20 protein-coding genes are annotated in these 26,205 nt (G+C 74.6%); 7 read left to right on the plus strand and 13 right to left on the minus strand.

All coding sequences use genetic code 11. The annotated features are described in order from the left end of the window. The first annotated feature begins 108 nt into the window (after positions 1 to 108). Positions 109 to 585, plus strand: a complete 477-nt coding sequence (locus OP86_RS27550; protein ID WP_234434949.1) for a hypothetical protein — start codon at positions 109 to 111, stop codon at positions 583 to 585. Here OP86_RS27550 and OP86_RS27555 read toward each other — a convergent pair. Continuing rightward, complete coding sequence (locus tag OP86_RS27555; protein ID WP_030056020.1) at positions 564 to 1,319, minus strand: helix-turn-helix domain-containing protein; 756 nt, start codon at positions 1,317 to 1,319, stop codon at positions 564 to 566. The two genes, OP86_RS27550 and OP86_RS27555, sit on opposite strands and share 22 nt — an antisense overlap. 86 nt (positions 1,320 to 1,405) lie before the next feature. Here OP86_RS27555 and OP86_RS27560 point away from each other — a divergent pair, with 86 nt between their 5' ends. Beyond that, the gene (locus OP86_RS27560) at positions 1,406 to 2,344 is read left to right on the plus strand and encodes an LLM class flavin-dependent oxidoreductase (protein ID WP_030257688.1); all 939 of its coding nucleotides are present in this window, start codon (positions 1,406 to 1,408) and stop codon (positions 2,342 to 2,344) included. Between the two features lie 16 nt (positions 2,345 to 2,360). On the opposite strand, the gene OP86_RS27565 is transcribed toward OP86_RS27560, so the two are convergent. The 8 genes from OP86_RS27565 to OP86_RS27600 form a co-directional block, all read right to left on the minus strand. Next, a complete protein-coding gene (locus OP86_RS27565; RefSeq protein WP_030056024.1) occupies positions 2,361 to 3,719 on the minus strand; it encodes a DUF2252 domain-containing protein in 1,359 nt (452 codons plus the stop codon). Between the two features lie 143 nt (positions 3,720 to 3,862). Further along, a complete protein-coding gene (locus tag OP86_RS27570) occupies positions 3,863 to 5,440 on the minus strand; it encodes a multicopper oxidase family protein (protein ID WP_030257684.1) in 1,578 nt (525 codons plus the stop codon). Next, complete coding sequence (locus OP86_RS34000; protein ID WP_051830778.1) at positions 5,437 to 5,910, minus strand: hypothetical protein; 474 nt, start codon at positions 5,908 to 5,910, stop codon at positions 5,437 to 5,439. The genes OP86_RS27570 and OP86_RS34000 overlap by 4 nt, the downstream gene beginning before the upstream one ends. Positions 5,911 to 6,280: 370 nt before the next feature. Continuing rightward, a complete protein-coding gene (locus OP86_RS27580; protein ID WP_030056028.1) occupies positions 6,281 to 8,806 on the minus strand; it encodes an FtsX-like permease family protein in 2,526 nt (841 codons plus the stop codon). Further along, positions 8,803 to 9,693, minus strand: a complete 891-nt coding sequence (locus OP86_RS27585) for an ABC transporter ATP-binding protein (RefSeq protein WP_078588768.1) — start codon at positions 9,691 to 9,693, stop codon at positions 8,803 to 8,805. The genes OP86_RS27580 and OP86_RS27585 overlap by 4 nt, the downstream gene beginning before the upstream one ends. 111 nt (positions 9,694 to 9,804) lie before the next feature. Further along, the gene (locus OP86_RS27590; RefSeq protein WP_030056030.1) at positions 9,805 to 10,593 is read right to left on the minus strand and encodes an aminotransferase class IV; all 789 of its coding nucleotides are present in this window, start codon (positions 10,591 to 10,593) and stop codon (positions 9,805 to 9,807) included. After that, on the minus strand, positions 10,586 to 11,566 hold the full coding sequence (locus tag OP86_RS34005; protein ID WP_158707021.1) for a GNAT family N-acetyltransferase: 981 nt from the start codon (positions 11,564 to 11,566) through the stop codon (positions 10,586 to 10,588). The genes OP86_RS27590 and OP86_RS34005 overlap by 8 nt, the downstream gene beginning before the upstream one ends. Positions 11,567 to 11,750: 184 nt before the next feature. Then, positions 11,751 to 12,665 carry a DMT family transporter gene (locus OP86_RS27600; protein ID WP_209440368.1) on the minus strand — a complete coding sequence of 305 codons (915 nt, stop codon included), beginning with the start codon at positions 12,663 to 12,665 and terminating at the stop codon, positions 11,751 to 11,753. 153 nt (positions 12,666 to 12,818) lie between these two features. Here OP86_RS27600 and OP86_RS27605 point away from each other — a divergent pair, with 153 nt between their 5' ends. The 4 genes from OP86_RS27605 to OP86_RS27620 all read left to right on the plus strand — a co-directional run bounded on the left by OP86_RS27605 (position 12,819) and on the right by OP86_RS27620 (position 18,009). Beyond that, entirely contained in the window at positions 12,819 to 13,763 is a 945-nt protein-coding gene (locus OP86_RS27605; protein ID WP_030257663.1) for a LysR family transcriptional regulator, read from the plus strand. 130 nt (positions 13,764 to 13,893) lie between these two features. Beyond that, a complete protein-coding gene (locus OP86_RS27610) occupies positions 13,894 to 15,444 on the plus strand; it encodes an MFS transporter (protein ID WP_234434948.1) in 1,551 nt (516 codons plus the stop codon). Next, positions 15,434 to 16,408, plus strand: a complete 975-nt coding sequence (locus OP86_RS27615; RefSeq protein ID WP_030257658.1) for an Lrp/AsnC family transcriptional regulator — start codon at positions 15,434 to 15,436, stop codon at positions 16,406 to 16,408. The genes OP86_RS27610 and OP86_RS27615 overlap by 11 nt, the downstream gene beginning before the upstream one ends. 260 nt (positions 16,409 to 16,668) lie before the next feature. Continuing rightward, a complete protein-coding gene (locus OP86_RS27620; protein WP_078588762.1) occupies positions 16,669 to 18,009 on the plus strand; it encodes a chitinase in 1,341 nt (446 codons plus the stop codon). A gap of 142 nt (positions 18,010 to 18,151) precedes the next feature. Here OP86_RS27620 and OP86_RS27625 read toward each other — a convergent pair whose 3' ends face one another. The 4 genes from OP86_RS27625 to OP86_RS27640 form a co-directional block, all read right to left on the minus strand. After that, positions 18,152 to 21,214 (minus strand): hypothetical protein, encoded by a 3,063-nt coding sequence (locus OP86_RS27625; RefSeq protein ID WP_030257655.1) that lies wholly within the window; start codon positions 21,212 to 21,214, stop codon positions 18,152 to 18,154. Continuing rightward, positions 21,214 to 23,148 (minus strand): HSP90 family protein, encoded by a 1,935-nt coding sequence (locus OP86_RS27630; protein ID WP_051830784.1) that lies wholly within the window; start codon positions 23,146 to 23,148, stop codon positions 21,214 to 21,216. Before OP86_RS27630 ends, OP86_RS27625 begins: the two co-directional genes overlap by 1 nt. 157 nt (positions 23,149 to 23,305) lie before the next feature. Continuing rightward, entirely contained in the window at positions 23,306 to 24,352 is a 1,047-nt protein-coding gene (locus OP86_RS27635) for a hypothetical protein (RefSeq protein WP_051830786.1), read from the minus strand. A 167-nt stretch (positions 24,353 to 24,519) separates the two neighbouring features. Further along, a complete protein-coding gene (locus OP86_RS27640; RefSeq protein WP_030257649.1) occupies positions 24,520 to 25,053 on the minus strand; it encodes a hypothetical protein in 534 nt (177 codons plus the stop codon). 565 nt (positions 25,054 to 25,618) lie between these two features. On the opposite strand from OP86_RS27640, the gene OP86_RS33070 reads away from it, so the two are divergent. Next, the gene (locus OP86_RS33070; RefSeq protein ID WP_234434947.1) at positions 25,619 to 25,948 is read left to right on the plus strand and encodes an RNA polymerase sigma factor; all 330 of its coding nucleotides are present in this window, start codon (positions 25,619 to 25,621) and stop codon (positions 25,946 to 25,948) included. Positions 25,949 to 26,205 lie beyond the last annotated feature (257 nt).

A 26,205-nucleotide genomic window follows, 5' to 3' on the forward strand; every position in this document is an offset into this window, starting at 1 on the left:
CTCGTCGGCAGCGTCAGATGTGTATAAGAGACAGGGAATTGTCCGGCCGCGGGCCCGCTCCGAGGATGGGTCGCGCCGCAACCGACCGACCCCGGACAGGAGCCCGCCATGACCACCACTGCGACCACCGACCCCACCGACCCCAGCGCCACCGCCACCGCCACCGCCACCGCCACCGCCCAGCAACTCGCCGACCGCTACGTAGCGTTGTGGACCGAGCCCGATCCCCGCGCCCGCCGGCAGGCGATCGAGGAGCTGTGGGCCGAGGGGGGCGTGCACCTGCTCCATCCGCCCGTCGAAGTCCGTGAGGCGGCCGCGCGGGTCGGGTTCGCGGAGCCCGTCCTCGAAGCGCGCGGCCACGAGGAGTTGGAGTTCCGCGTCTCCCGCGCCTACGAGGAGTTCGTGGCGCCCGGGGAATTCACCTTCCGGACCCGCCCGGACGCGGTGCGGCTGCGCGACGTCGTCCGCTTCAGCTGGGAGATGGTGCCCTCGCGCGGCGGCCAACCGGTGGGCGGCGGGGTGGAGTTCGTCGTCCTGGACGCCGACGGCCGGATCACCGCCGACTACCAGTTCCCCGGGCTCTGAGCGGCACCTCTCCGCAGTGCCCGCGCGGTCGCCGCGTCCGCCGGGAGGAAGGCCTCCAGCTTCAGCTCGGCGAGCGTGACGTCCACGGCCGTGGCGAAGGAGGTGACCGTCGTCATCAGGCGCAGCACACCGAGCGAGCTGCTCAGCTCCAGCGGGACGGCGAAGCCCAAGTGCTGCTCCGTCACCTCCACTTCGGGCACGTAGGAGGACAATTCCTCGTGCAGCGCGCCGAGATGGAGGGTGCGCTCGACGATGTGCCGGGCCCAGGCGGCGAAGTTGAGGATGCGCGGGGCCAGGCCGTCCGGGTGCAGCGCCAGCCGGTAGGCGTTGGTGCCGGGGCCGACGAGCCGCGGGTCGGCGCCCTCGGTGATCACCTCCAGGGCCGTGTTGGCTGCCACCACGTCGCCCCGGCGGTCCACCACCAGTGCCGGGTACGGGAGGTGGCCGGCCAGCAGGTGGTCGATCGCCTCCCGCACCGGCGCCAGCGCCGGCCCGTCCAACGGCGTCTCCGGGTAGGCGGGCGCGTAACCGGCGGCCAGCAGGAGCTCGTTGCGCTCCCGCAGCGGCAGGTCCAGCGACTCGGCGAGCCGGACGACCATGCCCCGGCCCGGCGCGGAGCGGCCGGATTCGATGAAGCTCACGTGCCGCTGTGTCGTGCCCGCCCGGAGGGCGAGGTCGAGTTGGCTGAGTCGGCGGCTGGTACGGCGCTCACGCAGCGCCCGGGGGAAGTCCACGCCACCAGCCAACCCCGTACGGGCCGCAGTCCGCCATTCCCCCGGGGGAATTGAGCCCAGGCAGCCCGGCGACCAGCATCGACGTCATGGACATCGGTGTTTTCCTCCCCACCGGCCAGGACCAGTGGGCGGCCGGCGGCCCCCGCGGCCTGATCGGATTCGCCCGCCAGGCCGAGCAGTCGGGCTTCTCCTCCCTCTTCGTCAACGACTCCCTGCTCAGCCCGCGGATCGAGCCCCTCAGCATGCTGGCGGCCGCCGCTCCGGTGACCGAGCGCATCCGGCTGGGCACCGGCGCCCTCCTGCCGGTCCTGCGCCGCCCGGTGCAGACCGCGCAGACTCTTGCCTCGGTGGACCAACTCTCCGGCGGCCGGCTGACGGTCGCGGTCGGCGCCGGCTTCCCGGGGCACTTCGGCCGTCCGCTGCACGAACTCTCCCAGGTGCCGTGGGAGCGCCGCTTCGCCCGGTTGGACGAGACGGTCGCGCTGTGGCGGGCGCTCTGGGCCGGGGCGACGGAGTTCCGCGGCGCGTTCCACTCCTTCACCGAACTCCCGCGCGCGACCGCACCGTTTCGCGTCGGCGGCCCGCCGATCTGGCTCGGCGGCGCGACCCCGGCGGCCCTCGCCCGCACCGGCCGCCACTACGACGGCTGGCTGCCCTACCCGCCCGACCCCGCCGACTACGCCGCCGGGCTCTCCGCCGTCCGCGCGGCGGCGCAGCAGGTGGGCCGCGCACCGGAGGCCATCACCCCGGCTCTCTTCGTCAACGTCCGGATCGACCGCAGTGCGGAGGCCGCCCGCCGCACCATGGACGCCTACACCCGCGCCAACTACGGCCTCCCGCTCACCGAAACGGAGCGGATCCAGGCCTTCGCGCTCGGCACGCCGCAGGAGGTCGCCACCAAACTCGCCCGCTACACCGCCGCCGGCGCCCGCCACCTCGTCGCCCGCCTCGGCGCGCTCGAACCATCGGACCAGCTGGAGCAGTTGGACCGCCTCGCGGCCGTCACGCACCCCGGCTCGCGGTGACCGGCCCCGCCCCGCCTCACACACCCCGGGTCGCCGACACCCGGCCGTCGGCGATCGCCGCCACCAGCTCCGTGTGGTCCGCCACCGTCCGGTCCGCGTACCGCACCGCGAAGTCGGCGATCGCCTCGGCGAAGGTGTCCGCGCCGCCGAGGTAGCCCGCGATGGCGAGGCGGTCGCCGGTGCGGGCGTGGGCCCGGGCGAGGGTGCGGCCGCAGAGGTCGGCGTAGGCGCGCAGGCCGGCGGGCTTCATGTCGCCGATCTCCACCGAGCCCTTCATGTCCCGCAGTTGGCGGCCGTAGAAGTGGCGCCCGGCGGGACCGCTGGTCCAGCCGAGGAAGATGTCGCTGGCGGCCTGCATCAGGTGCTGACCGGTGACCACCCGGCGGCCGCCATGGTGGGCCGCGACCTCGGCGTCCACCCGGGCGGGCGGCAGGTGGTCCTCCAGCACCGACCGTCCGGCCTCCTTGAGCTGCAGGAACAGCGGGTCGCCGGGGTCCCGGCCCTCCAACAGGACGATGTAGCAGCGGGTGCCGACGCTGCCGACACCGACCACCTTGGTCGCGGCGTCCACGAACCGGTAGCGGTCGAGCAGAACCCGGCGGTCCTCGGCCAGGGTGGCCCGGTAGTCGCTGAACACCTTGCCGATGCCGCGCAGTTCGGACCGTTTCAACGGCTCGATCAGCGGCGGTGCGCTGATGATCCGCCGTTGTCCGTCCCGTTCCTCGGTGAGCTTGCCGAAGGCCTGCAGGCTGGTGCGGCGCCGGGCGTGGGCGAGTTCGGCCTCGGCGCGCTTGCGCTGCCGGGGCTTGCGCAGCATCGGCAGCAGGTTCGCGGTGTCCACCCGGGTGTACCAGACGTCGAGTTCGCCCTGGCCCGCCAGTCGGCGCATCGCTGCGGCGTACCCCTCGACGGCCGTACGGGCGGCGCGGCGCACCTGCTGCTCGTCCTGGCCGTTGTCGCGGGCGGCGACGGCGACGCTGGCGGCGAGGCGTTTGACGTCCCACTCGAAGGGGCCGGGGAAGGTCTCGTCGAAGTCGTTGACGTCGAAGAGCAGGGCGCGTTCCGGCGAGGCGTACACGCCGAAGTTCAACAGGTGGGCGTCACCGCAGAGTTGCACGGTGAGGCCGGTGTCGGGGACGGCGCCGAGGTCGGCGGCCATCACGGCGGCGGCGCCGCGCAGGTAGGCGAACGGGCTGTCGGCCATCCGTCCGTAGCGGATCGGCAGCAGCCCGGCGACCCGGTCCTCGGCCTGCCGTTCCAGCACGCCGAGCGGGTCGGGCCGGTCGGCGGCGGGGATCCACCGGCCGTGGGCGGAGCGGGAGACGCGGTCCCGGGCGGCCCGGCCGCGCCGGCGGCGTTCGGCGGGGGTGGTCATGCGGCGGCTCCGTCTCTCGGCGAGTACCCCTCCCCGCGACGCCAGGAGTCGGCGGGTACCCCTTCCCGTGACGCTAGGACACGAGTGCCGGAGGGCGCAGCGCACGCCCTCCGGCACTCGGCCGTTCGGATGAGCCGCCGGGGTCACTGCACGGTGAAGTCCGCCATCATCGCCATGTCCTCGTGCTCCAGGTTGTGGCAGTGCAGCATGTACGTCCCCGCGTAGTCGGTGAAGCGCACCAGCACCTCCACCGCCTCGGCCGGGCGCAGGTCCACGGTGTCCTTCCAGCCCGCGTCGTACGGGCCCGGGTCGCCGCCGTTGCGGCCGATGACCTGGAAGTGGTCCAGGTGGACGTGCACGGGGTGGTGCAGGTCGGTCGAGAAGCGCCAGCGTTCGACGGCCCCGAGGGCGGGTGCCGCGATGCTGCTGCCGGGCTGGTACGGGTCGCCGTTGATGGTCCAGCCGTCGCTGCGGCTGCGGCGGAAGGCGAAGTCGCGGGTGGCGACGGCGGCCGAGGGGTCCAGGGCGTCGACGGCGGCGAGCCTGTCGGGCACCGTCGCGTCGTCCTTCACCTCCTTCGAGGAGACGTCGAAGCGCATCACCTCCGCCGTCCGGTCGCTGCCGAGGCGGTTGACCAGGCGCACCTGGGTGCCGGGCTCGTAGCGGGAGAAGTCGACCACGACGTCGAAGCGTTCGGCGGGGGCGATGTCGATGCCGTCGTGGCCGACCGGGGCGGCGAGCAGGCCGCCGTCGGAGCCGATCTGGACCAGGGCGTCGCCGCCGGGGGGCTGCGGGTCGAGTTCGAGCCGGTAGGGGCGGGCGTTGGAGGCGTTGAGCAGGCGCAGCCGGTAGCGGACGCGGTCGACGTCCAGCCGGGGCCAGGGGGCGCCGTTGACCAGGATGACGTCGCCGAGCACGCCGTTGGCGTAGGGGTCGGTGACACCGGGACTGGCGAGCGAGGGGTCGACGGCGGGGTACCGGAAGGAGCCGTCGGCGGCGAAGGAGCGGTCGGCGATCATCAGCGACAGGTCGCGCTCGCCGCGCGGCAGCGGCAGCGCGCCCTCCTCGTCGTCGTGGACGAGGTGGAAGCCGGCCAGTCCACGCCAGACGCCCGGGCCGGTGAAGCCCATTCGGTGGTCGTGGTACCAGAGGGTGGCGGCGCGCTGCTTGCCCGGATAGGTGTAGCTGCGCTCGCCGACGACGTTGCGGCTCGCCGCGTGGCGCATCCCCGACATGCCCGGCATGCCGGCTGTCCCCTGGTCGGCGTCCGGCGACGATCCCACCGGCAGCAGCATGTCGACCGGGTAGCCGTCGCTGTCCGCCGGGGTGTGCCCGCCGTGCAGGTGGGTCACGGACGGCACCGGCAGCTCGTTGCGGTGCTTGACCACGGCCGTCCGCCCGAAACGGGTGACCACGGTCGGCCCTGGGAAGCTCCCGCCGTACGTCCAGGCCTCGGTCTTCACCCCGGGCAGGATCTCCAGCCTGGCGACCTGCTGGGTGATCTCGTAGTAGTCGGTGGTCCCGTCGGTGCGCACGGGCTGCAGCAGGGGCGGCACCGGCAGTGGGATCCGGAAGGCCTCGGGCAGGTCGAGTTCGCTGGTCAGCAGCCGTCCGGGACGGCCCTCGGCGAACAGCCGGGCCGCCGAGGGAACGGCGACGGCGGCCAGCGCGCCCGCACCGAGGACGGAGCCACCGATGCCCAGGAACCGGCGCCGGTTCACTTGGACACCTTCAACGGCCCGCCGGGGCGCGGGAGCCGTCCGCTGCCGTCCGGGCCCGCCTCGTACCGCTCCGAGCGGGCGGGCAGCGGCAGCCGCCAGGCGCCGGCCAGGCCGAACAGGACGCCGCTGACCAGCAGCACGCCGAGGGTGACGTGCACGCCGAGCGACCGGGCGTAGCCGGCGGCGATCTGGCCGATGACCGCGACGGCGAGCACGGCGGTGGTCCACAGCGGCCAGAGCGGCCCCCGGCCGGGCCACCGGACCGCGACGGCCACCGCCAGCTGGACCACCACCAGCGTGGCCAGCACCATCGCGGTGCCCTCGTGGTCCTTCAGGGAGTCGTACGTGCCGTTGAGGAAGCTGCCGGCCAGCATGGTCTGGAGCAGTGCCAGCAGGGCCAGCGCGGTGGCGGTGGTACGCAGCAGGATCAGCGGCCAACGGGGCGCGGGGGCTGCGGGGGGACTGCTCATGTCGGGCTACTCTCTGCTTCGGGCGGGCGGGGTCGGCGGGCGGGGCGGGCGAGAGCGTAACTGATCCGACATCACGATCAGTGCTGATAGCGGCATTTGGGTGATTCGGTTACCCCATTGCGCCTTCTCGTCCCGGCTTTGTCACCCGGAGGAGGGATACCTTGGGCGGTCCTCATGGGGCATCGCCGATGAGGTCCCGTCCCGGTGCGCCTCCATGAGGTCCGCTCATGGGGCTCCCCCATGAGGTGCGCTCATCGGCACACCTCCATGAGCCACTCTCATCGGACGCCCCCATGAGACACGCTCATGAGGCAGCCCCATGAGTTCCTCTCACAGGGCCGCCTCATGACCTTCTCTCACCACCCTCGGCCTACTGCCGCGCGGCTCCCAGCGCCACCGGCCTGGTCCGCAGCAGCGCGCGGACGGGCAGCCCGGTCGAGCCGAGGCAGAGCAGCACGGCTGCGGCGGCCAGCAGCAGGGCGAGCATCGGCGGAACGTACGGCGAGGCGTTGGCGACGCCCCGGGCGACCGGCACCAGCGTGATCCAGGCGATCACCGCGCCCACCGCCAGCCCGGTCGCGGCCACCAGCAGCGCCTCCCAGCGCATCATGCCGCGCACCTGGCGCCGGGTGGTGCCGGCCAGCCGCAGCAGCGCGACCTCGCGGCGGCGGTCCAGCACCGTCATCACCAGGGTGTTGGCGGCACTGACCGCGGCGAACCCGCCGAGCACGCCGGCCATCACGGTGTTGGCCCAGCCGCTGAGCTCCATGGCCTTGTCGGACCGGGCGGCGAACCCGGCCCGGTCGGTCACGCTCGCCCCGCCCAGCACGCCCAGCCCGGCGGCCACCGCCGTACGGTCGGCACCCGCCGTGTCGGCGACCAGCACCTGGCTGTCGTACCCGGTGGTGACGTGTTCGGCCACGGCCGCCCGGGGCAGCAGCGCCTGGCCGACGCCGAGCCCGCGGTCGTACACGGCGACCACGGTGGGCCGCACGGCGGTGCCGTCACCGAGCCTCAGCGGGACCCGCTCGCCGACCTTCGCGCCCAGCGTGTCGGCCAGGCCGGTGCTGAGCGCGATGGTGTCGGTGGCGCGGCCGAGGTCGGCGAGCGCGCCGTCGCGCACGCCCAGGTCAAGCACCTTGGGCAGCCGGGCCGGGTCTCCGTCGACGCCCAGCGCGGGGGCGGTGCCCAGCTCGCCGCCGCTGCGGTAGACGAGGCCGGTGCGCAGCACGCCGACGGCGGCGTCCACGCCGGGCACCTTCGCCGCCCGTTCGGCGGTGCCGGCGGGCAGGCCGGGGCCGGTGGCGCCGATCACGTGGTCGGCGGTGACGGCGGCCCGGACGTTCTGGCCGGCGGTGTGGCGCAGGGTGCTCTGGAGGATCAGCAGGGTGCCGCAGAAGGCGGTGACCAGGACGATCGGGGTGATCGCGGAGGCCAGGCGGCGGGCGTTGGCGCGGGTGTTGTCGGCGGCGAGTGAGCCGGGCGCGCCGACGGCCCGCAGTGGTGCGCCGAGCACGGCGGTGGCGATCCGGGCCACCCAGGGGCCGAGCAGGGCGACGGCCAGCATGAGGCACATGACGACGCCGAGCGCGGTCTGGGCTGCCTTGGCACCGTCGAGGGCGGCGGCGGCGATGGCGACGGCGATGCCGCCGGCGGTGAAGACCAACCCGAGGACGGTGCGCACCTTGCCCGGCCGGGGCGCCTCGACGGCGGCCTCGCCGAGCGCTTGGCCGGCGCGCAGCTTGGACGCCCGGCGCGACGCGAGGAAGCCGGCGGTCAGCGCGGCGAGGGTGCAGGTGAGGACGGCGGCCAGCGGCGGCAGCGGGCCGACGTCGAGGCGGATGCCCTCGGGGACGGCGCCGCGCGCGACCAGCTGGTCGAACCACCAGCGGGCGAGGGCGAGTCCGGGCAGGATGCCGAGTGTCGCGGCGACGGGTGCGACCAGCATCGCCTCGGCGGCGATGGTGCGCCGGATCTGGCGCGGGGTGGCGCCGATAGCGCGCAGCAGGGCGAACTCGCGGGCGCGCTGGCCGGTGGCGAGGGCGACGGTGCTCATCACCACGAAGATCGCGGTCATGGTGGCGTAGCCGCCGAAGCTGCCGCCGATGCCGGTCAGTATGGTCCGAGCGTCGCCGAGGGCGGGGTGTTCGACGGCGCCGCGGCCGTCGCCGGTGAAGGTCTTGGCGTCGCCGCCGACGGCCTGGCGGACCTGCGCGGCGAGCGCGGCGGTGGTCACGCCTTCGCGGGGTTGGACGGCGATGGCGTCGATCCGGCCGGGGTGGCCGGAGAGGCGGTCGGCGGTGGCGGCGGCGAACCAGGCGGTGGGGCCGGCCGGCTGGGTGGCGGCGAGGCCGGAGAGCCGGTAGCTCGCGGTGCCGCCGGGCGCGGTGAGGGTGAGGTTCGCACCAGGCGCGAGGCGGGCGGCGCGCGCGGTGTCGGCGTCCAGCACCACCTCGTTCGCGCCGGGTGCGCGGCCCTCGACCAGGTTGTCGGCCGGTCCGGCGATGCCGAGTGCGGCGTAGCCCCGGCCGGTCAGCGCCGGAGCCGACGCGGAGGCGGGCAGCGGGAAGGCGGTGTCCGGGCGGGCGGCCGCGACCCCGGGCAGGGCGGTCAGCCGACCCACCAGGGCGGCGTCCGTCCGGGCCCGCTCCGGGGTGGCCTGCTCGCGGGTCTCGGTGTCCTCGCCGACCTTCGTCTCGATCTTCACCGCCTGCTCGGCCGCGACCACGACGGGTGCGGCGGCGTAGCGGTCGGGCTTGAGGTTCGCGGTCAGACCGGTCTGCAGCAGCACGCCGCAGGCCACCACGACGACGGCGCCCAGCAGCAGGGCGACCAGGGTGCCAACGAAGGAGGCGGGTCGGAAGCGCACCGAGGCGCGCGCGAGTCCGTTCGTCATGCCGCGGCCCCCACCGGGCGGGCGGTGAGCGCGACCATCCGGTCCGCGACGGTCTGCGGGCTCGGGTGCGGCAGGTCGTCGACGATCGCGCCGCCGGCCAGGAACAGCGCCCGGTCGGCGAAGGAGGCGGCCACCGGGTCGTGGGTCACCATGACGACGGTCGCGCCCAGGGAGTCCACGGCCTGCCGCAGCAGGCCCAGCACCTCGTGCGCGGTGCGGGTGTCCAGCGCGCCGGTCGGCTCGTCGGCGAACACCACGTCCGGGCGGGTGATCAGCGCGCGGGCGATCGCGACCCGCTGCTGCTGGCCGCCGGAGAGATGGCCGGGCCGCCGCCGGGCGTGCTGTCCGAGACCGACCCGCTCCAGCAGGTCCCGTGCCCGGGCGCGGTCCTGGCGCTCACCGGCGAGCCGTTGCGGGAGCAGCACGTTCTGTTCGACGCTCAGCGAGGGCAGCAGGTTGAAGGACTGGAAGACGAAGCCGATCCGGCTGCGGCGCAGCTCGGTGAGCCGGTTCTCGCTCAGCGCGGTGATCTCCTCGCCGCCGAGCCGGATCTCCCCCGCGTCCGGCCGGTCCAGGCCCGCCGCGCACTGCAGGAAGGTGGACTTGCCGGAGCCGGACGGGCCCATCACGGCGGTGAAGCTGCCGCGGGCGAGCGCCAGGTCGATCCCGCGCAGCGCCTGCACCGTCCCCTCGCCGCGCCCGTAGGTGCGGCGCACGCCGCGCAGTTCGATCGCGGGGGCCGCCTGCGGTGCGGCGTACGGGTCGCCGCCGTGACCGCCGGGGCCGTGCGGACCGAGACCGTACGGACCGCTGCCGTGCCCGCCGCCGGGACCGTCCGGATCGGTGCCGTGCTCGTCGGTCCTGCGGCGGAGGTGGCGGCGTGCCATGGAGGGGCCTTCCTTCGGTTCCGTGTCGCTCGTCGTCAACGTGCTCCACGCTAGGAAGACCGGGCCCGGCGAACCATGGAGGCCGCTGGCGGACCGGGGGTGGGGTTATCCCTACAGCGGTTCGGCGGCAATCCCGAGGTAGGCCGCGCGCAGTTCGGCGAGCGCCGGGTGGGCGGGGTCGAGGGCGGTGCCGTCGACGGCCGCCAGCGGCCGGACGCCGATGCCCGCGTTCACCGCGAAGGCGGCGGTGAAGCGGTCGAGCCCGGTGGCGGGCAGCGGTTCGCGGGACTGCGGTCCCTGGTACGCCCCGGACAGCAGGGCCTCGGTGACGCCGGGCAGGCTCGGGCCGTCAGGCCAGACCAGCTCGTCCTCGTCCAGGAAGCCGACGTTCCAGGTCGCGCCCTCGGTCACCCGACCGCCCTCGCCGACCAGCAGCACGTCGTCCCAGCCCGCGAGTTGGGCCTGTCGGCGGTGGTGGACCAGGCCGAACAGGCCGACGTGCTTCACCTGTGGCAGTTCCCGCCGGTAGGCGACGGTGCGGACCCGCAGCGGGGCGGGCTCGGCGGCCGCGGCCGGGCGGGTGGTGACCAGCAGGACGGGCGCGGCCGGGGCGCCGGGGCGTTCCAGGCCGAGTGCCGGGTCGTACACGGTGACCCGGACGGTCACCGGCGCGCCGTCGGCGGGCAGCACCGCGCGGATCCTCTCCCGCACCGCCGCCCGGTCCAACTCGGCGGCGAACAGCGTCCGGCAGTCCCGGACCAGCCGGTCGAGGTGCAGCGTCAGGCCGCGGACCCGGCCCGCTTCGGCGCGCAGGGTGGTGAAGTGCCCGTAGTTGAGCAGCCCCAGCGCCGCCAGCCGCGCCGGGTCGGCCGGGGCGCCGTCGATCTCGATCTCAGCCATCCCCCGAGTCTGCCAGCTGCGGGGAGGGCATCGCGGTCGGTGCCGGGGCCTGCGCGGCGGGCGGCTGGGGAGCGGGCACCGGGCGGTGCGCGGTGGCCGTGCCGCGGCTCGTCGCCCGGGCGGCCCTCTCGAACTCCTCGATCCGGTAGGCCAGTCCCTCCGGCTCTCCCGCGTCCGCCCACCGCCACGCCTCCGCCCACCACTGCGGGCCGCGAACCAGGGGGAAGCCCGCCAGCGCCAGGTGCAGGGCCAGCGTGGAGCGCGCGTACTCGTGCACCCAGCCGTCGGCGCCCCGGTAGTCGGCGGTCTCGTCCAGCCGCAGCCAGCGGCCCTCGCGGCCGGCGGCCAGTATCGGCACCCAGCCGGACGACCGGTCGGCGACCAGCAGGAGCAGCCGCCCGTCCTCCTCGCGTACCCGGTAGGCGGGGAGTTGGGGCATCCGCGCGAGCGAGAGGGCGCGCTTCCAGCCGATCACCCACAGCCCGCGCCGCAGGTAGTAGCGGACGGCCGACCGCCAGGTCCAGTGCGCCTCCAGCCGGAACCCGGGCAGGCCCTCGGCGGTGGCCGCCTGGTACACCGCGTCCAGTGCGGCCGCTGCCAGCCCGCGCCCGCGCGCGGCCGGGCTCAGGTAGAGGGAGGAGACGGCGAGTTGGCCCGGGCCCTTGGTCCAGTTGTCCACCGCGACCGTGCCCGCGACGGCCCCGTCGTCGTCCCGGATCCAGTAGCGGCGGCGGTACAGCTCCCCGCCGGGCCATTCCCGGCCGCTCTCCCCCAGCCGCTCACGCCAGCGGCGCTCGGCCCGCGGCGCGATCGCGTCCGGGTCCACCAGCTCACCCAGCTCGCCCTCCACCAGGGACGCCAAGTCCCAGAGCGCGAACCGCTGTTCGTCACCGTCGGCGGCCGACCGCAGCCGCGGCCCCGCCGCCAGCCGGTCCTGCGCCCGCTCCACCGCCCCGTCCCACGACCTCACCACGCGGCCACCATAGCGGGGACCGGAGACATTCCGTAATTCAGTGGACACCGAACGTCAGATCGGGTACGAATTCGGCTGTCCGATCAGCCCGGTTCCCACCGGCTTGTCCGGGAGGGGCCGTTCGGGGAGGGAGATCCCCATGCGTGGCATCTTCGTACGTGCCGTCGTCGGGGCGGCGCGCGCCCTAACCGACGGCCTGGCGCGCCTTCGGGGCCTGCTCCTCCGGGCCGGCCGCGGCCCGGGGGCGGGGGTGGGTCAGCACCACGGCCGCGATCACCAGGGCACCGCCGGCCAGGGCGTTCCAGCCGACCGGCTCCGCGAGGAACAACGCGCCGATCGCTGTGGACCAGAGCGGCATCACGTAGGTGACGGCCGAGGCCACCGCCGTGCCCGCGGCACGGACGAGGCCGAGGTTCAGCAGGTACGCCAGGCCGGTGCCGACCACGCCGAACACCAGCAGGGCGACGGCCGGTCCGCCCCCGGGCCACTGCGGGGCGGACCCGGCGAGCGGGGCGATGACGGCCAACTCGGCGGTGGCGCACGTGACCTGGAGCGCGGAGAGGGTGGTGACGGACTCCGGCCGCCCGGACAGGAAGCGCCGCAGGTAGGCGAAGCCCGCCCCGTAGCAGCAGGCGGCGGCCAGGCAGGCCAGGCCCCCGGCCGCCTCGCCGGAGCCGATGCCGTGCCAGACCCCGAGCACGGTGAGCACGCCGACGAAGCCGAGGGCGAGGCCGGTGAGCCGGCGGGCGCCCGGCCGCCGCTCCTCCGGGACGGTGAGCACCGCGAACAGCAGGGTGAACAGCGGCGTGGTCGCGTTCATCACCCCGGCGAGCACCGAGCTGACCCTGGTCTCACCGAACGGGAACAGGATGAACGGCACGGTGTTGAGCAGCACCGCGACCACCGCCGAGTGCCCCCACAGCGCACGGTCGCGCGGAATCCCCTCGCCGCGCAGCACCAGGACGGCGCCCAGCGTGACCGCACCCAACAGGCAGCGCCACAGCGCCACCCAGACCGGGGGAACCCCCGCGTCGACCGCCACCTTGATCAGGGCGAAGCTCGCACCCCAAATCGCCGACAGTGCCACAAAACCCGGCAACCAGCGCCGCACCGCAAACACCCCCGCATTCCTCCGCTGTTCCCTTCACCTGGACAGAGGATGGTCTGCCGTCCGAGCATGAGTCCAACAAGTGGCACTCCGGCCTGGATGAGGAAGTCTCATGACCCGAGGTCCCATGACCGAGCACGTCCGATGAGCACGGACGTCAACCTGGCGCAGCTCAGGGCACTGGTCGCGGTCGCCGACACCGGAAGCTTCGGGGCGGCCGCCGACGAGCTAGGCATCAGCCAGTCCGCGGTCTCGCACGCCGTCGGGGCGCTGGAGCGGGCCCTCGGCGCGCCCGTCCTGATGCGTGGCACCCCGTGCCGGCCCACCCCGCTGGGCGATCAGGTCCTGCCGCACGCCCGTACGGCGGTCGCCTCCGCCGCCGCCGTGCGCACCATCGCCACCCAGCACACGGGCGGCCTGACCGGCACCGTACGGCTGGCCGCGCCGACCACCGTCTGCCAGGCGCTGCTGCCCGGGCTGCTGCGGGACTGGAAGGCCGCGTACCCGGAGGTCACCGTCCGGGTCTTCGAAGGCGACGACGTCGAGCTGGCCGCCTGGCTGGAGGCCGGCACGGTGGACGCCGCCGTCCTGGTGGACGCCGGGCCGCCGCAACCCGGGGCGGTCGCGCTCGGCGCCGACTCGATGCACGCGCTGCTGCGCCGCGACCACCCGCTCGCCGGTCAGGAGAGCATCCACGTCGCCGAGTTGGAGGACGACGACTTCCTACTCTCCGAGGGTGGCTGCGAGCGCCACATCCGTGAGGCCTACCGGCGGGCCGGCGCCCGCTTTGCGCCCCGGCACCGCATCCGCGACCTCAACACCCTGATCGGCATGGTGCACGCGGGCGTCGGGGTCTCGGTGATGCCCGCGCTGGCGCTGACCATGCTCCCGGCCGACTGCGTACTGGTCCCGATCCACCCCGCCGTCCACCGGATGCTGACGCTGACCGGGCCGGCCAGCCGGCCGTGGTCCCCGGCGGTCAGCGGTCTGCTGGCGGGCGTGGGGGCGATGACGAAGGCCAGGGCCAAAGCCAAGACCACGGCCGACGCCGGGGCCCTGACGATGGCGGTGGCGATGGCACCTGGCTGAGTGGAGTTTTTCGGCGTCGGGGGCCGGGTCGGTGGAACTTCCCACCGATCCGGGCGGCGGTGGCTGGTCGGCGCGGGCGTACGGACGCAGGGTGACGGCATTCCGGCCGTACACCCGAGGGAGGCCCCCGTTGTCCGCACACCCGACGCCCACAGGTCCGACGCCCGCGCACCAGGCGCCCGTGCACCCGCGCCGCTGGTGGGCGCTCTGCGCACTGCTCACCGCCGAGGCGATGAACCTGCTGGACGCGACGATCGTCCAGGTCGCGGCGCCGCGCATGCGCGCCGACCTGGGCGGGCCGGCCGCCGCCGTGCCCTGGCTCACCACCGCGTACACGCTGCCGTTCGCCGTCCTGCTGCTCACCGGCGGGCGGCTCGGCGACCGGGCCGGACGGCGGCGGGTGTTCCGGATCGGCGTCGCGGGCTTCCTGTTCGCCTCGCTGGCCTGCGCCTGCGCGCCCACCCTCGGCACGCTGCTCGTCTTCCGGGCCGTCCAGGGCGCGGCGGCGGCCGTGATCGTGCCGCAAACCATCGGCCTGATCAAGGCCATGTTCCGGGGCCCGGAGACGGCCCGCGCGCTCGGCATGATCGGGCCGGTGATGGGGCTCGCGGCGGTCGCCGGACCAGTGCTCGGCGGGGTGCTCACCCACGTCGACCTGTTCGGCTCCTCCTGGCGCTCGGTCTTCCTGGTCAACCTCCCGCTCTCGCTCGCCGTCCTCGCCCTCGCCCCGCAGCTGGCCGAGGACCGCGCCCCGCGTCGCCCCGGCCTCGACCCGGCCGGCAGCGCGCTCGCGGCGCTCGCCACCGGGCTGGTCGTGCTACCGCTCCTGGCTACCGGAAGCACACCGCCCGGCTGGACGGCCGCCGGCGCGGCCCTGGGGGCGGCCGCCGCGGTGGCCTTCGCCGTCCACCAGCGCCGCGGGGCCCGGTGCGACGCCGACACCCTGGTCGAGCCGAGCCTGTTCACCTCCGTACGGTTCCCGGCCGCGCTGGCCGCGCTGGCGCTCGCCTTCGCGGCCACCACCGGTCTCAGCCTGGTCGTCGTGCTCCAGCTCCAACTCGGCAGCGGCGCCGACGCCCTGGCGTCCGGCCTGACGCTGCTGCCGATGTCGGCCGGACTCGCAGTCGGTTCGCTGTGGGCGGGGGCGTCGCTGGTCCGACGGTACGGGGCGCGGGTGATGCCCGCCGGGCTCGCCGTCATGGCGGCGGGGGTGGTGGCTGCCGTCGGTGCCTACCGGACCGGCGAACGACCGGAGTTGCTGCCGTACGCGCTCGCGATGGTTGGGCTCGGGCAGGGGCTGTTCACACCCGCCTTCTTCACCACCGCCCTGCGGCCGCTGCGACCGCAGGAGACCGGTTCGGCGGCCGGCCTGCTCAACGCCGTACAGCAGCTCGGCTCCACGCTGGGCGTCGCGGTGCTCGGCCGGATCTACCTGGCCACCCCGCAGGCCGCCGGAGCGCAGCGCGCCTGCTGGGTGGCGCTCGGTGTGCTGGTCGCCGTCGCGGTGGCCGCACGGGTGATGAGCGCCTCTCATGGCTCCCGCGCCGACGCCCGCACCGACTCCGACGCCGACACCCACGCCACCGGCCCGGCCCACCCTGCAGACCCGGCTCACCCCGCCACGCACACGGCAGAATCGGACGGTGTGTCCGACCAACGGAAGCCCACCCGTGCTCGATGAACTCGACCGCGCGCTCGTCCACGCCCTACGGGTCGACGGGCGCGCCCCGTTCAACCGCATCGCCGCCGTCCTCGACGTCTCCCCGCAGACCGTCGCACGCCGCTACCGGCGGCTGCGGGCCGAGGCCGGACTGCGGGTGGTCGGGCTCGCCGACCCGCACCGGGCCGGGCGGACCCAGTGGCTGATGCGCCTGACCGCCGGCCCGCACACCGCCCAGAACCTCGCCCAGGCGCTGGTCCGGCGCGCCGACACCGCCTGGGTGAAGCTCACCTCCGGCGGCACCGAGATCACCGCCATCGTGGACACCGGCCCGGGCCCCGACGGCCACACCCTGCTGCTGCGCGACATCCCCCGCAGCGCCGCCGTCACCGCCGTCTCCGCCCACTGCCTGCTGCACACCTACCGGGGCGGCCCGTCCGCCTGGCCGGTCAGCACCGAGGCGCTCACCGACGAGCAGCAGGCCCTGCTCCACCCGGCCATCGTGAGCCTCCCGTCCGGCGGCCTGGACGAAGCCGACCACGTCCTGCTCGGCGCACTCCACCGGGACGGCCGCACTCCCCTCGGCGACCTCGCCGCCGCGACCGGCCGCACCCCGGCCACCGTCGCCCGCCGCCTCGCCGAACTCCGTGCGGACGGAACGGTGTTCCTCGACGTCGAACTCGACGCCCGGCTACTGGGCGCGGGCATGCAGGCGCTGCTCTGGCTGAGCGTCGCCCCCGCCCACCTCGACCGGGTCGGCCACGCCCTCGCCGCCCACCGCGAACTCGCCTTCGTCGCCGCCACCACCGGCCCCAGCAACCTCGCGGCCTTCGCCCTGTGCACCGACCCGGCCGACCTCCACCGGTACCTGACGCAGCGGCTCGGCTCGGTCCCGGAGATCACCGCCCTGGAGTCCGCCCCCGTCCTGCGCACCCTCAAGGCCGCCGGCCCCGTCCCGGCGCCCCCGGTCCGCGGGCTCCCCTGACCCGGACGACGAGGTCCGCAAGGCGGGGTCGCCGGTTCGCGACGTTCGCGGGTACGCAACGTTCGCGGGTCCGCGAGGTACGCGGGGTTCACCACTCCTCCCTCCACCGGGTCTTGACCCACCCTCCGAGACAGGTCTATACCAGTGGGAGCCCGCGGCAACCAGCCGACGTCCCTGAGCCGTTCGGCCTGCCGCCGCGCCACCCCCACCTCCGGCGCGTACGGGCACTTCCCCCACCGCCGTTTCCTGGAAGGCTTCCGATGGAACGCGCTTTCCCTCCACACCCCGTCAGCCCGGAGACCACGCCGAAGCACCGGCGTCGCCCCAGCCGGGCCGTCCTCGCGGTGGCCGGCGTACTCGGCCTGGTCGCCGGTGGCGTCGCCGCACTGACCGCCACCGGCTCCGCCTCCGCAGAGACCACCGACACCACCAACACCGCCGCCGTCACCGACACCGCCGCAACCGACACCGCCGGCCTCGGCAGCAACTGGTACGCCTCGGCGCCGTACCTGATGCCCGAGGACAACAGCCCGCCGGACGCCGCCGCCGTCATGGACGCCACCGGCCAGAAGGCCTTCCAGCTGGCGTTCATCCTCGCCCAGGGCAGCAACTGCTCCCCCGCCTGGGGCGGCACCTCCTCGATCGACACCGACACCACCATGCCGAACGTCATCCAGACCGTCCGCGGCAAGGGCGGCGACGTCTCGGTGTCGGTCGGCGGGTACGGCGGCACCAAGCTGGGCCAGGTCTGCGGCACGCCCGAGGCGACCGCCGCCGGGTACCAGAAGGTGATCACCAAGTACCAGCTCAAGGCGATCGACTTCGACCTGGAGGAGCCGGAGTACGAGAACACGGCGGCCATCCACAACGAGATCGGCGCCGCGAGGATCCTCCAGCAGAACAACCCCGGCCTGTACGTCTCGATCACCACCGCCGGCACCAACGCGGGCACCGGCTGGTTCGGGACCCAGATGCTCAACGAGGCCAAGTCGCAGGGCTTCACGCCGAACAACTACTCGATCATGCCGTTCGACGGCGGCTTCAACGGCGCGGCGGCGCAGACCGACGCGCTGGTGAAGTTCAACCAGATCCTGCAGAGCACCTTCGGCTGGACCGAGGCCACCGCGTACGCCCACGAGGGCGTGTCGATGATGAACGGCCGCACCGACGCCGCCGAGTACTTCCGCCAGGCCGACTTCCAGACCGTACTGGACTTCGCCACCGCCCACGGCCTGGCCCGGTACACGTACTGGTCGGTCAACCGGGACCGACAGTGCCCGGGCCCGGTGGACCCGGGGCTGTCCGGCTCCTGCTCCAGCGTGGCGCAGAACGACTGGGACTTCACCAAGTACACGGTGAAGTTCGCCGGCGCGACCCCGCCCACCACGCCGCCGACCACCCCGCCCACGACTCCCCCCACCACACCGCCGACCACCCCCGGCACCTGCACCGCACCGGCATGGAGCGCGAGCACCACGTACAACGGGGGCGCCAAGGTCTCGTACAACGGGCACAACTACCACGCCAAGTGGTGGACGCTCAACGAGGTGCCGAGCGCCAGCGGCCAGTGGGGCGTCTGGGCCGACGACGGCCCCTGCTGACCGAGCCGCGCCCAACGAACCCGCCTGACGGACCCGCACAACGGGACCGCACAGCGGACCCGCACAGCTGAACCCCACGACGGGACCGCGGGTGCGAGGGGCCCCGGGGGTGCACACCCCCGAGGCCCCGAGCACCTCACCGTCAGCCCGACGCCGCGAACCGCTCCCGCAGCTCCGCGAGCACCTGAGCGCCCTCCGGCAGTCCGGCCGCCTCGCAACGCGCGATGCCGGCGGTCAGCCGGGCCACCGCCGCCCGGGCGCGGCCGAGGTCGCTGCCCTCGATCAGCGCGGCCAGCCGGACGGCTTCCGCCCACAACGACTCGGCCCGCTCGCCGCCCTGCTCGTACACCAGGATCGCCCGCTCGATCTCGGCCAGCGCCTCCTCGTACCGCTCGGCGACGGCCAGGCAGCGTGCCCGCTCGTAGTGCGAACCGCCCTGCAGGTACCAGGGGTTGTACTCCTGACCGGCCCACTCGGCGGCCTCGCCGACCGCGTCCGCCTCGGCCAGCAGGGCCAGGGCGGCGGCCAGCCCCTCCGCGCCCTGTGCGCGCATCGTCAGCCTGGCCAACTCCCGGAGCGTCGCCGCCAGTTGGTCGACCTGTGGCGCCTTGCCGTGGGCCTCGCGGGCCCGGGCGAGGGCCGCCTCGGCGGCGTCGAAGCGGTCCGCCTGGGCGAGGGCCAGGGTGGCCTCGCACGCGACCATGGTGTGCGTCTCCTGGTCCTCCCAGCCGGCCACCAGGTCGGCCAGGCGCAGGTACTCCTCCGCGGCGTCCCGGTACTCCTCCAACTCGGCCAGGCCCCGGGCGAGGTCGAGCCGTGTCTGGGCGAGCATCCGGACGTCCAGCGCGGCTGCCGACGCGTCGAGCAGCACCGACTCCAGCACGGCGACCGCGTCCGACGCCCGGCCGGAGTCGCGCAGCACGTCGGCCAGTTGGAGCCGCACCTGGGCGGCCTCCTCGACGGCCGCCGCGCCCTTGCGGTCGTAGCGCGCGGCCGCCTCCGACAACGCGCGGACCGCACCGCCGAGGTCGCCGGTCTGCAGGCAGGAGTGGCCGAGCATCATGTACGTCGGCGCGTACGGGTAGGAGTCCTCGCGCCAGCGCGCGGCCTCGGCCAGTGCTCGGTGGAACACCTCGACGGCCGGTGCGGGCTCGCGGCTCTGCAGCAGCACCTGGCCGAGCAGGCCGAGCACCCGCGGGGTGTGCCAGGGCAGCCCGGCCGCGTCCAACTGGGCCAGTACCTCACGTAGTTCGGCGGCCGCCTCGGCCAGCCGGCCCTGTCGGGCGGCGGCGTCGGCGGTGTACTGGCGGGAGGTGGCGGCCCGCCGGGCGGAGCCGAGTTCGACGGCCGTCCGGTGGTAGGAGCCGACCGCCGCCTCGAAGCGGCCGGCCACCTCGGCGGCGGGCTCGGGCAGCGCCTCGACCAGGTCGTGGTGGGCGGCGTAGGCGCGGGTCTGCAGCACGATCAGGTAGTCGTCGTCGGTCAACTCGCCGGTGGCGCGCAGCTCCTCGGCCCGGCGCAGCGCCGCGTCGAGCGCCGCCCAGTCGGCCGCCCTGCCCCCGCCGGCGCCGTCGCCCTCGCCGAGATCTCCGCGACGGCCACCCTCGCCACCACGACGACGGCCGCCCTCACCGCTCTCGCCACCCGAGCCGGCCTCGCCGCCCTCACCGCTCTCGCCACCCGAGCCGCTCTCGCCGCCCTCATCTCCCTCGTCGAGATCGGCGATCAGCGTACGGGTCCGGACCATCAGCGCCGACCCGGGCAGCCCGGCCTCCTCGAACAGCTCGGCGGCGGCCAGCAGCCCGGCCTTGCCCTCGGCGTGCGCGTCCCGCTGCAGTGCCTCGTGCGCGCGCTGCTCGGCGAGTTCGGCGCGCAGCCGTTCGGGACTGCCGACCTCGGTGCCCTCGGGGTGGACGAAGTCCGCGGCGCCGGCGCGCTCGGCGATCCGCTTCCAGAGCCGGTCGGAGTCCGGGTGCCCGAGCACCTCCAGCTCGCGGGCCCGGAGCACCAGGGCGGTGAAGTCCTCCGGCTCGGGCTCGACCGCCCGGCGCGGGGCGGGTGCGACGGCCGGGGCGGCGGCGGACAGTTCGGGTGCGACGGCGGCAGCGCGCACGCCCAGCGCCAGCGGCTCGGCCAGCAGCGGCTCGACGGCCAGCCGGGCGCGCCGCGCGGCACTGACCCTGTCGGTGCCGTTGCGGGCGTCGAAGCGCGCGGCCAGCGCGTCCGCCTCGGTGCGCAGGTGGGCGAGCAGGGTGTCCACCGTCCAGGTGGTGCCGGCCGGGCCGCTCACCACGAGTTCGCCGTGCCCGGCCCGGGCCAGGACGGCGATCAGCACCTCGACGCCGGTCAGGAAGTCCAGTCGGGCGGCGGCCTCGCCGGTGACCGCGAACAGGTCGCGGTTCTCGGCGAGCAGTTCCAGGCCGCGCGGCTCGTTGCCGGACAGCGCGCAGAACTCGATGTGCCGGCCGACGGAGCCCAGCATCGAGGACTTGCCGCGCGCGAAGCGGTAACCGGTCAGGTGGCCGGAGCGGGCCTCGTCCGGCCGGCCCTGGCGCAGCAGCGGCAGCAGGGCGACGGACTGGCTGTGGTAGGGCTCCAGCTCGCAGGTGCTGCGGCTGCTCAGCACCGGGGCCAGTACTTCCAGGGCGCGGGCGTCGTCGCCGAGGTCGAGGTGGTGCCGGGCACGGGCGCGGGTCTCGCAGGCGTGGCAGTCGCTCAGCTCGGAGCGCGGGCGGGCCGCCCACAGCTCGTAGGCGTCCTGGACACCGGTGCCGGTGAGGCAGGCCAGGTGGTAGCGCTCGGCGTAGTACGGCTGCAGGCCGAAGCCGGCGGCGCGGTAGCGGTCGCGCAGTTCGGTGTGCCAGCGTTCGATGGCCGTCAGCGGCACGTCCGGGTTCTCCCGTAGCGCGGCGGCCACCCACTTGAAGCGCCAGAACACCTGGTGGCGGGCCCACTCGCCGAAGCCGTCCGGGTCCTTGTCCCAGAGTTTGAGGATACGGGCGAACACGACCGGGGTCTTGTTGCGCTCGCCGTCGTACTCGTAGGCCTCCATCAGTTCGAGCAGGGCCATCGAGCGGACCCCGGTGTCCTCGAACTGCTCGGCGGCGTCGACGAGTTCCTCGGCGGTGACGGTGCGGGTGCGACCGTACGGGCGGGAGTCGTTCTCGTGCAGCGCGGCCATCACCGCGTCGGGGCTGTCCAACATCACGCCTCCCCCTCGCCGACCCGACCGGTCCCGCCCGATCCGTCAGCCCCGCCCGACCCGTCGGCCCCGCCGGCCCTGCCCGCCCCGCCCGCGCCGCCGGCCTCGTGGCCGAGCATGGCATGGTCGAGCAGGCTGATGAACGAGCGGTTGAGCAGGGCGGATTCGCTGGCCTTGAGCGGTCGGCGGGTCATCAGCACGGCCTGCCCGTACAGCGCCTCGACGGCGGTGACGGCCAGCTCGCGGTTGGTGACCGACGCGGCGCGGCGCACCAGCGGGTTGAGGTGGTTGAGCACCAGCTGGGCGCGGGGCACCTCGGCGCGCAGCGAGCCGAGGATGTCCGCCCACAACCCGTCGGCCTCGTCGGCGAGTTGGGCGCGGGTGCGCTCGTGCCGGGCCTCCCGGTTGTCGAGCAGCAGGGCGGGCGCGTTGGTGGGGTGGAAGCTGCGCAGGGCGACGTCGCAGTCGAACCGGCCGACCACCTCGCGGGCGATCGCGAGGAAGGCGTTGGCGGCCAGTTCGGCGGCCGGGTCGACGGTGTCCAGGTGCGCGGTGACGGTGCCCGGGTCGAGGTCGGAGACCGAGACGCCGGGGCGGATCTCGGGCAGCCGGTGCACCAGGTCGCGGTCGTAGGTGTAGCCGCCGTTGACCACGCCGAGCCCGGCCGCGCCCGCGATCGGGGCGACCTGGCGGAACTCCTCGACCGTACGGGTCACCAGCACCACCGGGTGGCTGCGGGTGAACTCGTCCAGGGTGACGTTGCCGTCGGTGGTCTCGAACGGCAGCCAGGGCAGCATCATCCGCAGCAACTCGTCGTCGTAGCGGGCGAGTTCCTTGACGGCCAGGTGATGGACGGACAGGAAGCGGTGCAGCAGGGCCGGGTCGCTCGCGGACAGGCCGGTCAGCCAGTCACGGATCCGGGCGCCGAGGGCGTCGCGGACGGCGGCCAGCGTCTCGTCGGCGTACAGGCCCTCGCGGGAGGCGGTGGGGCGCAGCCCGTCGGTGTCGACGACGCAGCGGACGAAGAACGCCCAGTCCGGCAGCAGTTCGTCGGCCTGGTCGGAGAGCAGCATGCCCTTGAGGTGCACCCGGTGGCCGTTGCGGCGCGAGGGCGGGGCGGCGTCCGGCAGCACGTACGCGACGCCGCGCAGGCCGACCAGCGGCAGGTCCAGCTCGATGGTGTCGAGCGGGGTGAAGTCGAAGGTGGAGCGGCAGTACTCGGCGAGCGCGTCGCGCCTGGCCAGCGGGGAGCCGTGCCGTTCGGCCCACGGCGGGGTGCGGTTGACCCGGTGCTCGGTGCCGCGCGCGTCGATCACCGTGACGTCGTGGCGCAGCAGGCTGCCGAAGTCCCGGGCCAGGCCGAGCACCCGGCCCGGGCGGGTCCACTCGGCGGCGTCGGCGCGCGGGGCCAGGGTCACGGTGGTGCCCGGCTCCGGCTTGGCCGCGGCGGGCAGGGTGCGGATGGTGTAGCTGCCGTCGGAGCTGCCGCGCCACTCGATCACCGGGGCGTCCGGGGTGGCGGCGGAGCGGGTGACCACGGTGATCTCGTCGGCGACGACGAAGCAGGCGAGCAGGCCGATGCCGAACTGGCCGATGAAGTCGCCGCGGGCCCGGGCCAGTCCGTCGCCGTCCAGCCGGCCGTCGGCGTCGCGCTTGGAGCTGCGGCCGATGGTGGCGAGGAAGGTGTGGACGTCCTTCTCGGTCAGGCCGATGCCGGTGTCGGTGACGGACAGCTCGTCGTCGGCGCGGACGGTGATCCGGGCCGGCGCCTCGGGGTCGAGGGCGCGGCGGGCGGAGATCGCGTCCACCGCGTTCTGCAGCAGCTCGCGCAGGTAGACCCGCGGGCTGGAGTAGAGGTGGTGGGAGAGCAGGTCCACCAGGCCGCGCAGGTCCACCTGGAAGGTGTGCGCACTCGTCGGATTGTCGGTTGGGGACACCGGAGGCTCTTTCGATCGCGGGGGGGTGATGACGGTCGCAGCGTGGATGACGGCGGACGGATGACGGTGGTGCGGTGGACGGTGGTGCGGTGGACGGATGACGGTCGCGGGGTGGATGACGGCGGTGCGGTGGAGAACGGTGGTGCCGGTGCGTGGCTCAGCGCCGGTACGAGGCGCAGCGGTCGCGGTGGGCGCGGAACGCCTTGGCCGGGTCCCCCGAGAGGTAGTGCCAGGGCGACTTGGTGACGAAGCCGTCCAACGCGTCGAACAGCAGGCGCGCGGTCTTGGGCTGGTCGGCGAGGGAGAAGGCCATCGCGAAGGCGTTGAAGCTCGCCTGCCAGCCGCGCACCGGCGTGAAGTCCGGGTGCAGGACGGACCGGAAGGCCGCCTCCTGCAGCTCGGCCACCACGGCGGGGCTGGTCAGGTAGGCGCGGTCCTCGCCCTCCGGGAGGCTCAGCCAGTGCTCCAGGTGCGCGAGCGCCACCAGCTCGCCGAGGTGGCTGCCCTCGGGGGCGGCGAGCATCACCGAGCGGGCGAACTCGTGCATCGCGTCGTGCGAGCCGCCCCACTTGGCACTGAGCTGCTGCAGCCGCACGCGGTGCGAGGCGGGGCTCTCGGGTGCACGGCGCACAGCGGCCTCGAAGCGGCAGGCGGCGATCTCCGGGCCGAGCGAGGCGCCGAGGCCGCTCATCTGCAGGAAGTGCCAGGGGGCGTGCCAGGTCGGCTCGCGCTCGGCGACCTCCAGCAGCTGCTCCTCGGCTGTGTCCAGCCGCTGGTGGAACAGCTTCCACCGCTCCTCGGTGACGTCCTTGGCCCAGGCGCCGGTCCGGACCTCCCAGCCCCAGACGACGTGCCGGGCGCCGGACAGCATCAGCAGCAGCGTGTCGTCCGGGGTGTCGGCCAGTGCGCGCGAGGTCCACTGCTCGACCCGGGGCAGGTCCGCGATCGCCCCGACCAGGAAGCTCAGCTCGGTGCCCCCGGCGTCCTGGGCGGCGGCCAGGGCGGGGCGCAGCTCGGACCACTCCCCGTCCGCGGCCTGTCGGAGCGCCAGGCGCACCGACTCGTCCCCGAACGCAGGGTCCAACCGCGGCTCGCCCACCGTGGGCGCCTCGGCCGTACGCAGGCCGAAGCCGAACCCGCGCCCGCGCCGCCCGGCCCGGTCCTGCACGCCCGCCCCGCCGGAGCGGCGTCGGAACAGCGGCATGTGTCTGGCCCCCTCGAACGTCATCGGCATCTTTCGCATGGCGGCACAGCGGCCACCCGAGATGAGTACATATCACGCCCGACTGACAGCCGTTTCCCCAGCCCAGCGCCCTCCCGAGTCGGGGCGCACGCCGAAGGAGGAGCCCCCCGCCCGACCGCCGCTTCGCGTCAGGCCAGGCCGAGCCCGGCGTCCGGCGTCTTGCCCGCCTGCGCCTGTTCGATCCGCTTGACCAGCATCACCGCGAACCGCCGCGTCGCCGCCACGTCCACGGGGCCGCCCTCGGTGGTCACGCTCGCCACCACCGTGCCGGAGCGCACGACGATGCCGACGCCCTCGCCCTCGGCCAGCGGCCCCTGGAAGGCCTGGCTCTCGCTGCCCAGCGCCGGGGCGTCGATCTTCTTGAACGGCCCGGCGGCGTACGAGGTGTACGTCTCCTTCAGGCGGTTCTTGGCCGCGTCCCGGCTGGGCAGGGTCTCGACGATGAAGCGGGCGACCACGTCACCCGAGGAGAACCGGACCGACCCGCTGAGCGGCTTGCCCGTGCAGGGCACGGCGGCGGTGCAGGTGACGGTGTGGTCGGCGGTGTCGACCTTGCGCTTCTCCTCCTCCCACCCGGCCATCGCCTTGGCGTCCGGCAGCACCTGGCCGACCACCTTGTCGTCCAGCAGCACGCCCTCCAGGTCCGCCCCGGGCGTCTCCACGGCGGCCGGCGTGGGCGCACCCGCGGGCGCCGAGGCCGACCCGGCAGCGGCAGCGGCCGGCGCCGGCGTGGGCGCGCCGGCCGCGGGCACGGGTGCCGCAGCCGTACCGGCAGGCCCGGCCGTACTCGCCGACACCGAACTCGGCGCCCCCGACGCGACCCCCTTGGCGTCCTTCGACCCCCCGGACGAGCACCCGGCCAGTACCGCCACCAGTACCCCGGTCGCCACCCCGGCGGCTATCCGCCGACCACCCATCCCCATCGCCCGCTCCCTCCGGCTGTCAGTGACCCCTCAACATAGCCGCAGCTCCGCCCCCGCCCGCCGCCGGGCCCCGGGCACCCGTCCAGTACCGTCCACCGGGGTGCGACGACCGCCGACGGGGGGCAACATGACAGGCGCGGCAGACGCCGCAGACACCGCACATGCATCACATGCGGCAGGCCAGGCAGACTCAGCAAACTCGACAGGTGAGACAGGCCCGACAAGCGCGGACGGCCGGCACCCGCACGTCTCCCCGCTGGTCCGCGCGGCCCAACGGGGCGACGCCCTCGCCCTGGACGAGGTGGTGAGCGTGCTGATGCCGTACGTCGGCCGCGTCTGCGCCCCGATCGCACTGCAGGACGCGCCCGACGCCACCCAGGAGGCGGTGATCGCGATCGTCCGGAACCTGCACCAACTCAGGTCCCCGGAGGCCCTGTTCGGCTGGGCCCGGGCCATCGCCGCCCGCGAGGCAGTCCGCTTCGCGAGCCACCGCTCTCCCCAGCCCGACGCCGTCGCCGACACCGCCGCCGACCAACCCGACCACCGCGACCCCGAGTTGGCCAGCGACATCCGGGACGTCCTGGAACGCCTCCCGCCCGACCATCGCGCGGTTCTGACGCTTCGTCATGTCTAGGGCCTGGACGAGAAGTCCGTCTCCGAGATCCTCGACCTCCCTCTGGGCACCGCCCGTTCACGACTCTTCCGCGCCCGCCACGGCTTCCGCACCGCCTGGGGCACCGAACACCGCTGATCCCCGAGTGATCCCCGAATGATCCCCGAAGAAATTCGCCGTCCGCGGGGATTGCCACGCCCTCCGCCGCCCTCTCCCTTCCTGAGACGACTCTCAAGAAGGGATATCCCGCTGCCCCACCCCCGCCCGCCGGCCCACCC

Origin of the sequence: Streptomyces novaecaesareae (genome assembly GCF_000716875.1) — a bacterium.
In the GTDB taxonomy this organism is placed as follows: Bacteria; Actinomycetota; Actinomycetes; order Streptomycetales; family Streptomycetaceae; genus Kitasatospora; species Kitasatospora novaecaesareae.